General features: G+C 72.4%; 15 protein-coding genes. 4 read left to right on the forward strand and 11 right to left on the reverse strand.

Annotated elements, in window-relative coordinates; translation table 11 throughout:
- Window positions 1-58: 58 nt before the first annotated feature.
- From ASD06_RS16410 to ASD06_RS16420, 3 genes are all read right to left on the reverse strand, one after another.
- Window positions 59-1,114, reverse strand: coding sequence for a zinc-dependent alcohol dehydrogenase family protein (locus ASD06_RS16410; protein ID WP_056680135.1), 1,056 nt, complete (start codon window positions 1,112-1,114; stop codon window positions 59-61).
- Between the two features lie 178 nt (window positions 1,115-1,292).
- The gene (locus tag ASD06_RS16415; RefSeq protein ID WP_056680138.1) at window positions 1,293-1,769 is read right to left on the reverse strand and encodes a hypothetical protein; all 477 of its coding nucleotides are present in this window, start codon (window positions 1,767-1,769) and stop codon (window positions 1,293-1,295) included.
- 165 nt (window positions 1,770-1,934) lie between these two features.
- Window positions 1,935-2,375, reverse strand: a complete 441-nt coding sequence (locus ASD06_RS16420) for an EAL domain-containing protein (protein WP_056680141.1) — start codon at window positions 2,373-2,375, stop codon at window positions 1,935-1,937.
- A 297-nt stretch (window positions 2,376-2,672) separates the two neighbouring features.
- Between ASD06_RS16420 and ASD06_RS16425 the strand changes: the two genes are divergently transcribed.
- On the forward strand, window positions 2,673-4,178 hold the full coding sequence (locus ASD06_RS16425) for a SulP family inorganic anion transporter (protein WP_056681151.1): 1,506 nt from the start codon (window positions 2,673-2,675) through the stop codon (window positions 4,176-4,178).
- A gap of 6 nt (window positions 4,179-4,184) precedes the next feature.
- Here ASD06_RS16425 and ASD06_RS16430 read toward each other — a convergent pair whose 3' ends face one another.
- On the reverse strand, window positions 4,185-5,759 hold the full coding sequence (locus ASD06_RS16430) for a peptide chain release factor 3 (protein WP_056680143.1): 1,575 nt from the start codon (window positions 5,757-5,759) through the stop codon (window positions 4,185-4,187).
- Window positions 5,760-5,763: 4 nt separating this feature from the next.
- Window positions 5,764-6,195, reverse strand: coding sequence for a MerR family transcriptional regulator (locus tag ASD06_RS16435; RefSeq protein ID WP_056680146.1), 432 nt, complete (start codon window positions 6,193-6,195; stop codon window positions 5,764-5,766).
- 174 nt (window positions 6,196-6,369) lie between these two features.
- Between ASD06_RS16435 and ASD06_RS16440 the strand changes: the two genes are divergently transcribed.
- Entirely contained in the window at window positions 6,370-7,860 is a 1,491-nt protein-coding gene (locus ASD06_RS16440; protein ID WP_056680149.1) for a glycosyltransferase family 39 protein, read from the forward strand.
- 4 nt (window positions 7,861-7,864) lie between these two features.
- On the opposite strand, the gene ASD06_RS16445 is transcribed toward ASD06_RS16440, so the two are convergent.
- Window positions 7,865-8,902 (reverse strand): cation diffusion facilitator family transporter, encoded by a 1,038-nt coding sequence (locus ASD06_RS16445; protein WP_056680152.1) that lies wholly within the window; start codon window positions 8,900-8,902, stop codon window positions 7,865-7,867.
- Between the two features lie 109 nt (window positions 8,903-9,011).
- Here ASD06_RS16445 and ASD06_RS16450 point away from each other — a divergent pair, with 109 nt between their 5' ends.
- Window positions 9,012-9,404, forward strand: a complete 393-nt coding sequence (locus ASD06_RS16450) for a helix-turn-helix transcriptional regulator (protein ID WP_056681154.1) — start codon at window positions 9,012-9,014, stop codon at window positions 9,402-9,404.
- Window positions 9,404-10,306 carry a cation diffusion facilitator family transporter gene (locus ASD06_RS16455; RefSeq protein ID WP_056680156.1) on the forward strand — a complete coding sequence of 301 codons (903 nt, stop codon included), beginning with the start codon at window positions 9,404-9,406 and terminating at the stop codon, window positions 10,304-10,306. The genes ASD06_RS16450 and ASD06_RS16455 overlap by 1 nt, the downstream gene beginning before the upstream one ends.
- 9 nt (window positions 10,307-10,315) lie before the next feature.
- Here ASD06_RS16455 and ASD06_RS16460 read toward each other — a convergent pair whose 3' ends face one another.
- The 5 genes from ASD06_RS16460 to glyA form a co-directional block, all read right to left on the reverse strand.
- Entirely contained in the window at window positions 10,316-10,933 is a 618-nt protein-coding gene (locus tag ASD06_RS16460; protein WP_056680159.1) for a phosphatase PAP2 family protein, read from the reverse strand.
- A gap of 66 nt (window positions 10,934-10,999) precedes the next feature.
- Window positions 11,000-11,908, reverse strand: a complete 909-nt coding sequence (locus ASD06_RS16465) for an NAD(P)-dependent oxidoreductase (RefSeq protein ID WP_056681157.1) — start codon at window positions 11,906-11,908, stop codon at window positions 11,000-11,002.
- A 43-nt stretch (window positions 11,909-11,951) separates the two neighbouring features.
- Entirely contained in the window at window positions 11,952-12,548 is a 597-nt protein-coding gene (locus ASD06_RS16470; RefSeq protein WP_056680162.1) for a TetR/AcrR family transcriptional regulator, read from the reverse strand.
- 59 nt (window positions 12,549-12,607) lie between these two features.
- Complete coding sequence (locus ASD06_RS16475) at window positions 12,608-13,285, reverse strand: DUF1345 domain-containing protein (protein WP_082538145.1); 678 nt, start codon at window positions 13,283-13,285, stop codon at window positions 12,608-12,610.
- A gap of 90 nt (window positions 13,286-13,375) precedes the next feature.
- Complete coding sequence (gene glyA, locus ASD06_RS16480; RefSeq protein ID WP_056680165.1) at window positions 13,376-14,683, reverse strand: serine hydroxymethyltransferase; 1,308 nt, start codon at window positions 14,681-14,683, stop codon at window positions 13,376-13,378.
- Window positions 14,684-14,689 lie beyond the last annotated feature (6 nt).

Genomic DNA, 14,689 nt, shown 5'->3' on the forward strand with positions numbered 1-14,689 from the left:
CACGCCGAGAGCGTATGCCGCCGCCGCGATGTCCCCGGCCGCCCTCCCGCCTGGGCGCTCAGCGCTTGATGACGACCTTCAGCGCCTTCGTCTGCGCCGCGCGGGCGAAGGTGTCGTAGGCGTCGAGCACCTGGTCGAACGTGAAGTGGTGCGTGCCGAAGCGCTCGGCGGCGAGCTTGTGCTGCGCCACGAGCTTCAGCAGCATCGGCGTCGTCGAGGTGCTCACCAGGCCCATGGTGATCTGGATGTCCGAGATCCACAGGTCCTGCAGCGCGAGCTCCACCGACGCGCCGTGCACCCCGACGTTCGCCACGGCGCCACCGGGCCGCACGAGCTTGGTGCACAGGTCGAACGTCGCGGGGATGCCCACTGCTTCGATCGCGACGTCGACCCCGAGCCCGTCCGTCATCGCCTTGACCTGCTCGACGACGTCTGCCGCGCCGCTGTTGACGCCGTCGGTGGCGCCGAACTGCTGGGCCTGCTGCAGCCGGTTGTCGTCGAGGTCGATCGCGATGACCCGCGCGGCGCCGTACAGGCCGGACGTCATCATCGCGGCCAGGCCGACGGGGCCGGCGCCCACGACGGCCACGACGTCACCGGGCTTGACCTTGCCGTACCGCACGCCGATCTCGAAGCCGGTCGGCAGGATGTCCGACAGCATGACCGCCGCGTCGTCGGTGACGCCGGCGGGGATCTTGTAGAGGCTGTTGTCGGCGAACGGCACGCGCACGAGCTCGGCCTGGGTGCCGTCGATGAGGTGGCCGAAGATCCAGCCGATGCCACTGGCGCCCTCGTCGGCGAGGCAGTGCGCGTACAGGCCCTGGTGGCAGTACGAGCAGGACCCGCACGCGCTGATGCACGAGATGATGACGCGGTCGCCGACCGCGATGGTCTGCACGGCGTCGCCGATCTCGGTGACCGTGCCGACGCCCTCGTGGCCGAGGATGCGGCCCGGCGTCACCGCTGGCACGTCGCCCTTGAGGATGTGCAGGTCGGTACCGCAGATGGTGGTGGTGTCGATGCGGACGATGACGTCCGTGGGCTGCAGGATCTTCGGGTCCGGCACGTCCTCCCAGGCCTTCTGGCCGGGTCCGTGGTAGACGAGCGCCTTCATGGCGGTACCTCCGAGGTCGGTGTTCGGCTTCGCCCCCGACTCTCGTGGCCGGCACCCCGGCCCGTCAGAGCCGAACGTCCCGGCCCCCGCCCCGTTGATCACGTTCAGTGGGTGACACTCCGCTTGCCGAGGGGTGCACCCCTCGACAAGCGNGCGTGAACCCTCGACAAGCGCCCGGCTAGTGCCGACGGACCCGGCGGCGCAGGAGCACCAGCCGCTGCTCGGTGACCTCCTGGCTGTGCACCGCGAGCCACCCGCACAACGCGGCCAGCGGCAGCTCGACGAGCACGGCCATCGCGAGCGACTCGAGCACAGCGCGGCCGGGCGCTGAGGTCACGACGTCGAACCACGCGTCCGCGAGCAGCAAGGCGCCGGCGGCCGAAGCGGCCACGGGCAGCAGACGCGAGCGGCGCACCGCCGCCACCGCGGTCGCCGCGAGCGCCGCGGCCAGCCCGACGTCGTACCCCGCCCAGGCGAGCGCGTAGTGGTGCGAGACGGCGCGGTGCGGCAGCGAGACCGCCAGGACGGCGACCCACGGCAGCAGCGCGACCGAGCAGACGGCGAACACCGGAGCGACCCAGCGCACGACGCGCGCCTCCGCGTGGTCAGCAGGTGCCTCGGCCGCGACGGGCGGTGGATCGTCGGCGCCGCTCACACGCGGAGCGTACGTCGCCCGCCCCCCGATGACGGAGCGGGGCGCGCGGTGGGGGGTCCGCGCGCCCCGCTCCTCCCTCTCGGCCGTCAGGGGGGTGGGCCCGAGAGGGGATCCGCCGAGCACCGAAGGGGCGGTGCGCCCGGCGGGGGCTGGAGGATCGGTCGGTCACTGAAGCGGGAGGCATCCCTTCTGCTGCAACGATCCTGCGAGCTCGAAGGCCGCCATCGGGCGTCCGTAGAAGTAGCCCTGGCCCAGGGGGCAGCCGAGCTGGGCGAGCACCCGGTGCTGGTGCTCGGTCTCGACACCCTCGCCGACCACGGACATCCCCAGCGTGCGAGCCATGGTGATGATCGCCTCGACGATCGCGACGCCGTCCGTGCCCGCCTCGTCGTGGCCACTGCCCAGCGCCTCGATGAAGGAGCGGTCGATCTTCAGCGCGTCGACGGGGAAGGCGCGAAGGTAGCTGAGCGAGCTGTAGCCGGTGCCGAAGTCGTCCAGCACGATCCGGACGCCGAGGTCGCGCAGCTGTTGCAGGGCCCGGCGGGCGGTGGGCGCGTCCTCGACGAGCAGGCTCTCGGTGATCGAGGTCTCGGCGCCCTGGGTCACGATCTTGGGCGCAGGCCTCCGGCGGATGGTGCGACGTGCAACCCCGCGAGGGTGGTGGCACGAGCGTGCGGCTGTGGCTGCCGTGCGACACCGTCGGAGTCGCTGAGCCCGCCCCAGAGCCACCGTCCGGCAACTCTACCTTCACGTTGGGGTAGAGTCTGGACGTCGGCGCGCGCCGAGCCCGTGCTGCGCACCTCCTGTCCTCGACGCGTTGACGCGTCATGCCTGCCGCGCTTGTGAAGCCGGCACCCACCCGCTTGTTGGAGCTTCTTCGTGCCCTCTACCGCCCCACCGTCGCTGCCCGCTGCCGTCCGCCCGCCCGAGGCGGACGAGGAGACGACCCTCGCCTCGGTCCTGCGCTCACCGCGCCTCCTGCGCGTCGAGGTGCTCGCGGGCCTCGTCGTCGCGCTCGCTCTCATCCCCGAGGCCATCAGCTTCTCGATCATCGCCGGCGTGGACCCCCGGGTCGGGCTGTTTGCCTCCTTCACCATGGCGGTCTCGATCGCCTTCCTCGGTGGCCGGCCCGCGATGATCTCCGCCGCCACTGGCGCGGTGGCCCTGGTCATCGCCCCAGTGATGCGCGACCACGGCTTCGACTACTTCGTCGCCACGGTGATCCTGGCCGGTGTGCTGCAGGTGGCCCTCGGCGTCGGCGGCGTGGCGCGGCTGATGCGCTTCATCCCGCGGTCGGTGATGGTCGGGTTCGTCAACGCCCTCGCGATCCTCATCTTCCTGGCCCAGGTGCCCCACCTCGTGCACGTGCCGTGGGCGGTCTACCCGCTCGTCGCCGTGGGCATCGCCGTCATGGTGCTGCTGCCCCGCGCCACCAAGGCCGTGCCCGCGCCGCTAGTGGCGATCGTGGTCCTGACGCTGTTCACCGTCTTCGTGGCCGTGTCGGTGCCTACAGTCGGCGACGAGGGCGAGCTGCCGCGCAGTCTGCCGAGCCTGTTTGTGCCGCACGTGCCGTTCACACTCGAGACGCTGCGGATCATCGGGCCCTACGCCCTGGCGATGGCGCTGGTCGGGCTGCTCGAGTCGCTCATGACCGCGAAGCTCGTCGACGACGTCACCGACACCCACTCGCACAAGACCCGGGAGGCCTGGGGCCAGGGCGCCGCCAACATCATCACGGGCTTCTTCGGCGGCATGGGCGGCTGCGCCATGATCGGCCAGACGATGATCAACGTCAAGGCGTCCGGTGCGCGCACCCGGCTCTCGACCTTCCTGGCGGGCTCGTTCCTGCTGGTGCTCGTGGTGGGGCTCGGCGACGTCGTGGGCGTCATCCCGATGGCGGCGCTCGTCGCGGTGATGGTCATGGTGTCGGTCGGTACGTTCGACTGGCACAGCATCCGGCCCGCCACCCTGCGGCGCATGCCGCGCAGCGAGACCGCGGTCATGGTGTCGACCGTCGCGGTCGTCGTCGCCACCCACAACCTGGCGATCGGCGTCGTGGTCGGCGTGCTCGTGGCGATGGTGATGTTCGCTCGGCGCGTGGCCCACTTCACCGAGGTCGTCGACGTCGCTCACCCGGACGACGACACCCGCGTGTACGCCGTCACCGGTGAGCTGTTCTTCGCGTCCAGCAACGACCTCGTCTACCAGTTCGACTACGCGCACGACCCGCGCAACATCGTCATCGACATGAGTCAGTCGCACATCTGGGACGCGTCCACGGTCGCGACGCTCGACGCCATCGAGACCAAGTACGCGCGGTACGGCAAGACGGTGACCATCACGGGCCTGAACGCGTCGAGCACCGAGCGCCACGCCCGTCTCGCCGGCCACCTCGGCGGCGGCCACTGACGCGGTTCAGAGGGTGAGCAGGCTGCTCAGCGACCCCTCCGGCAGATCGCCGGCGATGGAGCCCAGCCGCCACCTGTCGGTGAACACCGCCACCAGCACGCCGTCGCTGCGCTGCAGCACCTCGGCACCGCGCCGTCCGTCGACGTCGGCGTGCACCTCGGGCGCGACCCGACGCGCCAACGAGTAGTCCAGGCGCTCGAGGATCACGCGGGCCGAGAACTCCTGACGCATTCGCTCCTCGACGACCTCGAACTGCAGCGGACCCACGGCGGCGAGCACCGGCGCCTGCGCGCCTCGCCGCTCAGAGACGAGCACCTGGACGACGCCCTCCTGGTCGAGCTGCTCAATGCCCCGGCGGAACTGCTTAGCCCGGCTGGGATCGTGCGACCGGATGACCGCGAAGTGCTCGGGGGCGAACTTCGGGATGGGCGGGAAGGTCACCGGTTGCTCGTCGTACAGGGAGTCGCCGACGCGTAGGACCGCCGCGTTCACCAGACCCACGACGTCGCCTGGGTAGGCGTGGTCGACCGTCTCCCGGCTGCGCCCGAAGACCGCCTGGGCGTACTTGGTGGCGAACGGCTTGCCGCTCTGCGCGTGCGTCACCACCATGCCGCGGGTGAACCGTCCCGAGCACACCCGCACGAAGGCCATGCGGTCACGGTGCGCGGCATCCATACCGGACTGCACCTTGAACACGAAGCCGGAGAACGGCGTGTCGACTGCCCTCGGCTGCCCGTCGACGTCGATGCGCGCGCCCGGTGCGGGCGCGAGGTCGACGAGCACGCGCAACAGGTCGTTGACCCCGAAGTTGACGACGGCGGCACCGAACATCACCGGTGTCGCGGCCCCGGCGAGGAACGCCGCCTGGTCGTAGCCGTGACCGGACTCGCGCAGCAGCTCGTACTCCTCGACCGCAGTGGCCCAGACCTCGCCGTGGCGGTGCTTCGCGGTGTCGGGGTCGAGCCGCTGGACGCCCGCCAGCGTCGCGCCGCCCGGGGTACGCGCGAACTCGACCAGCTCGCCGGTGCGGACGTCCAGCACGCCGCGGAAGTCCCCCGCGACCCCCACCGGCCAGGTCAACGGCATCGGGTGGATGCCGAGCCGCTCCACCAGCTCGTCGAGCAGCTGCAGCGGCTCCAGGCCCGGGCGATCCCACTTGTTGACGAAGGTGACGATGGGCAGTCCGCGCGTGCGACAGACCTCGAACAGCTTGAGGGTCTGCGGCTCGAGTCCCTTGGCAGCGTCAAGCAGCATCACGGCGGAGTCGACGGCCGCCAGGACGCGGTAAGTGTCCTCGCTGAAGTCGGCGTGTCCGGGGGTGTCGAGCAAGTTCACCACGTGATCGCCGTACTCGAAGCGCAGCGCCGCAGACGTGATCGAGATGCCGCGCGAACGCTCCATCTCCATCCAGTCCGACACCACACCACGGCGCCCGGCCTTGCCGTGCACGGCACCGGCTTCGTCGATCACGCTGGCGTGCAGCGCGATCGCCTCGGTGAGGGTCGACTTGCCGGCGTCCGGGTGGGAGATCACCGCGAACGTGCGACGTCGCCGCGCCTCGGCGGTCAGGTCGTCGGTCACGCGATCAGCGGGGCCGCTCGGGCTCGCCGCGCCGACGCCGGGGCCGGGTGTGCCGGGTGATCTGGGCACGCAGCTCGCCGGCGAAGGTCTCGGCAGCGGTCAGCTGGTCGCGCAAGGCGTCGATCCGCTGGGTCGTCACCTCGTGGTACATCGACAGCCGGTCGATCAGGACCGCGCGACGCGGGTGGTCGTCGGCGTCGAGCTGGTCGAGCAGGGCGAGCAGGTCGCGCATCTCCTCGAGCGTGAAGTCGAGCGGCTTCATGCGGCGCACGAGCAGCAGCCGCTCCACGTCGGCCTCGGTGTAGAGCCGGAAGCCGCCCTTGCTGCGCGCTGACGGCGGCACCAACCCGACCTCCTCGTAGTGGCGGATGGTGCGCAGGCTGAGGCCCGTGCGGTCGGCGACCTCGCCGATCTGCATGTGCTGGCCCTCCGACATGCCAGCGACTCTACCCCTTGGTGAGAGTTGGCTGGAACGGACCGTCGGTGCCGCGGACCGCCGAGCCGACGACGCAAGCAGGATCCAGCAAGAAGTCCGGCACCGGGCCGCTCTGTGTGCGACCGCGCACGCCAAGGTGGCCGCCCGCAGTGTCATGCGTGCCAGGATCTGCCGGTGACCACCGCCACGACCGCTGCCTCGACTCCGCCGGTGCAGTCGTCGCGGCTCAGCTGGACCGCCTACGCCGTGGCCGCCGGCACGACGGTCCTGCTGCTGGCGCTGTCCGGCCGCTACGGCCCGCACCGTGACGAGCTCTACTTCGTCGCGGCCGGCCACCACCTGCAGTGGGGCTACCCCGACCAGCCGCCGCTCACGCCGCTCATCGCGCGACTGGCGGACGCCGTCGCACCGGGGTCGCTGCTGGCGCTGCGGCTCGTGCCCGCGCTCGCGATCGGGGCGGTGGTGCTGCTGGTCGCCGGTCTCGCCCGCCAGCTGGGTGGCGGCCCGGGAGCCCAGCTGCTCGCGGCCCTGGCGACCGGTGGCGGAGCGGGAGTCCTGGCCGTCGGCCACCTGCTGAGCACCTCGACGATCGACCTGCTCGTGTGGACTGCCGTCATCCGCCTCACGGTCACTGCCCTGCAGCGCAACGACTCTCGCTGGTGGCTGGCCGTCGGCGCCGTGCTCGGCGTGGGCCTGGAGAACAAGCACCTCGTGGCGTTCCTCGCCGCCGGGCTCGTGATCGGCATCGCCGCGACGCCGGTGCTGCGTCACCACCTGCGCTCGCCCTGGGCGTGGGCGGGCGCGGTGCTGGCCCTCGCCCTGTGGGCTCCCAACCTGTGGTGGCAGCAGGTGCACGGCTGGCCGCAGCTCGAGCTCGGGGCCGACATCCGGGCGGAGTATGGCTCGCTCGGGGGAGCGCTCATGCTCGTGGGCTTCCAGGCGATCCTGCTCGGGCCGGTGGCGTTCGTCCTGGTGGTGGGCGGTCTGCGGGGGGCGCTGCTGCGGCCGCAGTGGGTCGCGGTGCGCCCGGTGGGGATCGCCTACGTCGTCCTGCTGCCCGTGTTCGTACTGCTCGGCGGCAAGCACTACTACCTGCTCGGGCTGCTCCCACCACTGGCCGCGGTGGGCGCGGTCATCGACGCCGGACGGCGGCGAGTGCGCGAGGTGCGCCGCTTCGCCGTCCTGCTCGGCCTGACGGCCCTGGTGCCGCTACCGGCGCTGCTTCCGGTGCTGCCCCCGCACGCGCTCGACGCGTCGTTCTACCCGGCGCTCAACGAGGACGGCATGGAGACCATCGGGTGGCCGCGCGTCGTCGCGACGGTGCGCGGCGTCGTCGCGGCGCTACCGGATGAGCAGCGCGCGAACGCGGTGGTGCTCACCTCGAACTACGGCGAGGCGGGCGCGCTGCAGTGGTACGGCGCTCCGGCGCCGGTGTTCAGCGGGCACAACGGGTACGGCGACTGGGGGCCGCCGGTGTCGACCGGGCCGGTGGTGTACGTCGGGCCGCGCGCGCCGTCGGCGGACGCGCTCACCGGCTGCCGCCGAGCGGCGACGCTCGACACCGGTGTCGACAACGAGGAGGACGGCAACGGCGTCTGGGTGTGCGACGGGCCGGCCGGGTCGTGGGCGCAGGCCTGGCCGCGCCTGCGGCACCTCGATGCCTGACGGCTCAGTCGGACGCCGAGGCCGGCCCGACGTGGATGACCGCGGAGTGCAGCCGCGGCAGCCGCTCGAGCAGGTGCGCCTCGGCGTGGTGCGCGATGTCGTGCCCCTCGGCCACCGAGATGCCGGCCGGGACGACGACCTCCGCGTCGGCGTGCAGGGTGTGGCCGATCCAGCGCAGCCGCACGCTCTCGACGGCCACGACGCCCTCGACCGCCCCGATCGCCTCGCGCGCTGCGGGGACGAGGTCGGGGCTGACGGCGTCCATGAGCCGCGCGCCCACCTGCGCGATCGCGGAGCGCAGCACCCCGAGGATCGCCACCGCGATGAGCAGCCCCACCACGGGGTCGGCCCACGGCAGCCCGACGGCGACGCCGCCCGCACCGACCACCACGGCCAGTGACGTGAAACCGTCGGTGCGGGCGTGCAGCCCGTCGGCGACCAGCGCGGCTGAGCCGATCTGCCGCCCGACGCGGATGCGGTAGCGCGCCACGAGCTCGTTGCCGGCGAAGCCGATGACCCCGGCCGCCGCCACGGCCCAGAGGTGGTCGACGCGCTGGGGATCGAGGAGGCGGCGAATCGCCTCGTATCCCGCCAGCACGCTCGACAGCGCGATCATCGCCACGACGAACAGGCCCGCGAGGTCCTCGGCGCGGCCGTAGCCGTACGTGTACCGGTCGTTCGCGGGCTTGCGCGCCAGCCAGAAGGCGACGAGCAGCGGCAAGGCCGTGACGGCGTCCGCGACGTTGTGCAGCGTGTCACCGAGCAGCGCGACCGAGCCGGTGAGGACGACGACGACGGCCTGCAGCAGCGCGGTGACGGCGAGCGCCGCGAGGCTCAGCCACAGCGCGCGGCGGCCACGGGAGTCAGCCTCGAGGGCCTCGTCGACCTGGTCGGCGGCGTCGTGGGAGTGGCCGGCGCCGACGAGCTCGAGGGCGGTGTGCGTGACCCGACCCCACCACGTCGTGGGGTGATCGTGGTGGTGATCGCCGTCGTGGTCGTGGTCGTCGTGCGAGTCGTGGGCCTTGGCGAGCTCGTGGGTCATGACGCCCCCACCGCGGTGGCCGGAGTGAGTGCGGTGGTCGACATGGCCGCCATCGTAGGGCCGGCTGCTACCGTCATATGACAGATCGTTCACATGTACGGGAGTGGTGATGGGTCGCGCGCAGGTGGTGGGGCTCGACGCGTGCTCGACCTCGCAGGTCGACCGCGGCAAGGTGGCCGCGGCCGAGCCGCTGCTGCTGGGCCAGGCGGAGTCGGTGCAGATCGCCGGCGTCTTCGACCTGCTCTCCGACCCCAGCCGCGTGCGCGTGCTCTTCGCGTTGCTCGAGGTCGGCGAGGCGTGCGTGTGCGACCTGGCCGAGATGGTGCACATGTCGCAGTCGGCGTTGTCGCACGCGCTGCGGCTGCTGCGCACCGCCGGCGTGGTGACGAACCGCCGCGACGGCCGCATGGTGCGCTACCGCCTGGCCGACAGCCACGTGCGGCTGCTGCTCGACGTCACGCGCGAGCACCTGGGCCACGCTCCGTCGGCCGGGGACGCTTGATGGGTCACGACCACAGCCACACCAGCGCGGTGTCCGCCGGTGCCCGGCACCGCCGTCCACTGTTCGTCGCCTTCACGCTGACCGCAACGTACGCGGTGGTCGAGGTCGTCGTCGGCATCGCGACCGGCTCACTGGCCCTGGTGTCCGATGCCGCCCACATGGGCACCGACGTCCTCGGCCTCGGCATGGCGCTGGCCGCGATCACGCTCGCCCAGCGCGCCACGCACTCGCAGCGCACCTACGGCGCCTACCGGCTCGAGGTGCTCGCCGCGCTGGCCAACGGACTGCTGCTCTTCGCGGTGGCGGGGTACGTGCTGTTCGAGGCGTGGCGCCGTTGGACGCACCCGCCCGAGGTGCCCGGCGTCCCCATGCTGGTCGTCGCTGTCATCGGCCTGGTCATCAACGTCATCAGCTTCCGGCTGCTGTCGGCCGGCGCGAAGGAGTCGCTCAACGTCCGCGGCGCCCACCTCGAGGTGCTCTCGGACATGCTCGGCTCGGTCGGCGTCATCGTGGCCTCGATCCTCATCTGGACCACCGGTTGGCGCTACGCCGACCCGCTCGTCGCCGTCGCCATCGGCGTGTTCATCCTGCCCCGCACCTGGCGGCTCATGGGCCAGGCGCTGCGGATCCTCATGGAGGTCGCGCCGCCGGGCGTCGACGTCGCGCAGGTCGAGCGCGCGATCGTCGCGCTCGACGGCGTCACCGAGGTGCACGACCTGCACATCTGGACCGTCACGTCCGGCCTCGAGACCGCCACCGGGCACGTGGTTCTGGACGACGACGCCGACCTGCACAGCGTGCTCGACCGCGTCTGCGCGTTGCTGGCAGAGGAGTACGGCGTCACGCACGCCACGATCCAGTGCGAGCCGCGGGCGCACCGCGACCACGTCAACCCGATCTGAAGCCTGGCGTCAGCCCACCGCGACTGACGCCTCCCCGAAGACCGACCGCACGCCAGGCGCGCTGCGCAGCCAAGCGGTGGCGGCGGTCAGCGGCTGCCGCAGCAGCAGCCACCCGCCGAGGGCCACGAGGGAGCCGAAGAGCAGCCCCGCCACCACGTCCCACGGGTAGTGCGCGCCGACGTACACGCGGCTGAACGCCATGACCAGCGCCGCGACGACGGCGACCGCACCCAGCCGCCGGTGCGCGATGAGCAGCCCCGCGGCGACCGCGCCGGCCATCACCGCGTGGTCGGAGGGGAACGAGAAGTCGCTGGTGACGTCGGCCAGGCGCAGCAGCTGCGGGTGGACGGCGTACGGGCGCGGTTCGCGCACGAGGTGCCCGAGCGGCTGGTTGAGGGCCAGCGCGAGCAGGGCCGCGAGCGCCGTCCAGCCCGTGGCTGCCAGGTCACGCGACGAGCGCTGGCGAGCAACGAGGAGCGCGGCCAGGAGAAGCACGAGGAACACGGCGATCCCGTACGTCGCGAAGTCCAGGACGGCACCGTGCAGCGCCGGGGTGGCTCGGGTGAGGCGGTTCACGGCGTACATCAGCCGGTCGTCGAGGTGGTGCAGCGACGTGGTGACGGGCATGGCGGCCTTTCGAGCGGCGGACGTCGCGGCGGCTCGCGCGATCCGGCCGACCGTACGCGCGCTCCCTCAGAGATCGGTGAGAGCCGATCGGTCGGTGCGGGCCTCGAGCGCGGCCTGCACGGCCACCATGTCGTGCGCTCCGCGCCCGAGGTCAACCGCCTCGTTCAGCAAGCCGTCACAGACGTCGAGCAACGGCGAGCAGATGCCGGCCTCCCGCGCGGCCGCCGTGATCAGGCGGTTGTTCATCAGGACGTCGGCGAGCGCAGCCTGCGGGGCGAGGTCACCGGCGAGCAGCTTCGCGGTCTTGACCCGAGAGATGTCGCTGGCCATCTGGCCGCTGTCGACGACGCGGCGGAACGTCGCGAGGTCGAGGCCGTGCCGGTCGGCGAAGTGCCACGCCTCCACCAGGCCGGTGACGGTGGCGATCAGGAAGACGTTCACGGCGAGCTTCATCAGCAGCGCCTCGGGGACGTCACCGCAGCGCACCACCTCACGGCACATCGGCTGCAGCAGCGGCTCGACGGCGGCGACGGCGGCGTCGCGTCCCGCCAGCATCGCGACGAGCGTGCCGGCCTCAGCGGGCGCTCGCGACCCCGACACCGGGGCCTCGACGTACTCGCCACCAGCAGCCCGCACCTCGGCGGCGAGCGATCGGGAGTACGGCGGCGACGTCGTGCCCATCGCCACGAGCGTGCGGCCCGCCACCAGCTCGGCCAGCCGCGGCGTGCCCCGGCCCAGCACGTCGTCCAGCGCCGGCTCGCCCGCCAGCATCGCGATGACGACGTCGGCTCCCGCGAAGACCTCTGCGACGTCGTCCACCACCAACGCCCCGAAGGCGGTCAGGGGCGCCGCGCGCTGCGGCGTCCGGTTCCAGACGACCAGCGGGACGCCGGCTCGCGCGAGGTTCGTCGCCATGGGAAGCCCCATGATCCCCGTGCCGACGAAGCCGACGGCTGCGCGCCCGTGCGTGGCCATGACCACCTCCGGCACGCACTATGACAGATGTCATAGTGCGGTGTCAGCCGGCCGCGGCGTCCAGTACCGGAGCGAGCTCGGCCAGCAGGTCGTCGAGCGGTTGGACGTCATGGCGCACGCGGCACACCAGGATCGCTCCCTCCAGCGCGGCCAGGACGACGCCGGCCAGCGACGTCGCCCGCGCGACGTCGACGCCTGCCGTGACCAGCTCGTCCGCCACCGCCGACTGCCAGTGCGCGAAGGCGGCGGCCGCGGCCTCGCGCAGCCCGGCGTCGGCGTCCGAGGCGTCGACGACGGTCGCCACCACCGGGCAGCCGGTTGCGTACTGCGACTCGGTCAGCCACCGCCGCCAGGTCTCGACAAGCGCCACCAGCACCTCGGACGGCCGCCCGGCGGGATGCGCCGGACGGGCCGAGCGCGCACCCGCGCGTCCCGCCAGCTCGAGCGCCTCAGTCACCAGCTGCCGCTTGCCGCCGGGGAAGTAGTGCTGCAGCGACCCGCGCGGCGCGTCGGCGCGCTCGACCACGGCCCGCAGCCCGGTGCCGCTCGGACCCTGGCGACCCACGAGCTCCAACGCGCTGCGCACGAGGCGCTCTCGCGGCGTGCGTGGGTGGGGTTCGAGTGCGTCTGCAGGACTCATGACGTGCGCACCCTAGTCCCGAGCGCGAGGCGCCCCCCAGACGTCCGGGCCGTCGCGGCTCAGCCCGAGCTGCCGATCCCGGCCACGAGGTTGATGGTCGTGGCGACGATGACCGTGCTGAACAGGTACGACAGCAGGGCGTGACGCAAGGCGGTGGACCGCATCGCCCGAGTGGTCAGAGCCGTGTCCGACACCTGGAACGCCATCCCCACCGTGAAGCCGAGGTAGCCGAAGTCGCTGTAGCAGGGCTCGTCATCCTGGTTGAAGTCGACTCCGCCGTCCGTGCCGGAGTAGTAGAGCCGCGCGTACCTGAGGGTGAACACCGTGTGCACGACGAGCCAGGCCAGCAGCACGGTGAGCACGCCGAGGGCCGCCTGCAGGTCGGCCGCGACGCCCTTGGTGCTGCTGGCCCGCACCAGGATGAGCACGACCGCGGCGAGGCTGGCGATCGCCGCACCGAGCAGCAGGGCGTCACTCGCGGCCCGGCTGGGGTCCTCGCGCGTGGCGTGGGCCGCCGTGTCGTCGGCGTCCAGCGGCCAGATGATCCACCAGGTCCAGGCCAGCATGGTCGCCGCGGCGGCGTCCCACGCGAGGGCCGGCGCGAACAGCGCGCCGCCGAACGCCCACGCCGCCACACCCACCACCACGCCGACCGCTGCCGACACCGCCAGCCGCCGGCCGACGCGCAGCGCGAAGACGTGGCGAGACCGCGCGCTCGCACCCTGTCGGGACGCCATGAGCGAACTGTGGCACAACGGCGCCGGCTCGCTCGCGACCCAGCACGTGTGCCGAGCCGAGGAGCCTGGCCGGCGCCCCGACGGGCGCGACTAGTGCGTGAGCGCCGGCTCCGACAGCGGCGCCACCGAGGGGTAGAGCGGGTGCGCGGCAGCCAGCGCCTCGACCCGTGCCCGCAGGTCGGCGACGGCGGGCTCGGCAGCACCACTGCTCAGCGCGGCCGCGATGATGTCGGCCACCTCGGCGAACTCGGCGGCACCGAAGCCGCGCGCGGCCAGCGCCGGGGTGCCGAGGCGCAGGCCCGACGTCACCATGGGCGGTCGCGGGTCGTGCGGCACCGCGTTGCGGTTCACCGTGATCCCCAGGGCGTGCAGCCGGTCCTCGGCCTGCCGGCCGTCCAGCTCGGACTCGACGAGGTTGACCAGCACCAGGTGGACGTCGGTGCCGCCGCTGACGATCTCGACGCCCGCCGAGCGCACGTCCGACTGAGCCAGGCGCTCGGCGATCAGGCGCGCGCCCTCGAGGGTGCGCTGCTGACGGTCGCGGAACGCGGGCGACATCGCCAGGGCGAAGCACACCGCCTTGCCCGCGATGACGTGCTCGAGCGGTCCGCCTTGCATGCCGGGGAAGACCGCGGAGTTGATCCGCTTGGCGAGGGCGGGGTCGTCGGTGAGGATGATCCCGCCGCGCGGCCCACCGAGGGTCTTGTGGGTGGTCGACGTCGTGACGTGCGCGTGCGGTACCGGGCTGGGGTGCAGGCCCGCGGCCACCAGGCCGGCGAATTGCGCCATGTCGACCATGAGCAGCGCGCCCACCTCGTCGGCGATCGACCGGAAGGCGGCGAAGTCCAGGACCCTCGGGTACGCCGACCAGCCCGCCACGATCATCCGGGGCCGGCGCTCGCGAGCCAGCGCGCGCACCTCGTCCAGGTCGACCCGGCCGTCGGCCCCGGTGTGATACGGCACGACGTCGAAGTGCTTTCCGGAGTAGTTCAGCCGCATGCCGTGGGTGAGGTGACCGCCGTGGGCGAGGTCGAGACCGAGGATCGTGTCACCGGGCTGCAGCAGCGCGAAGTAGACGGCGGTGTTGGCCTGGGCGCCGGAGTGCGGCTGGACGTTGGCGAACTCGGCGCCGAACAGCTGCTTGGCGCGGTCGATGGCCAGCTGCTCGATGACGTCGACGTGCTCGCAGCCGCCGTAGTAGCGCCGTCCCGGGTAGCCCTCGGCGTACTTGTTGGTCGCCACCGAGCCCTGGGCCTGCATGACCGCCAGCGGAGCGAAGTTCTCCGACGCGACCATCTCCAGGGTCGACTCCTGACGCCGCAGCTCGGCATCCAGTGCAGCGGCCACCTCGGGGTCGACGCTGTGCAGCGGCTCGTTCAGTGCGTTGGGCTGGCTCATCTCGGC

This window comes from Angustibacter sp. Root456 (assembly GCF_001426435.1).
Taxonomy (GTDB): Bacteria; Actinomycetota; Actinomycetes; order Actinomycetales; family Angustibacteraceae; genus Angustibacter.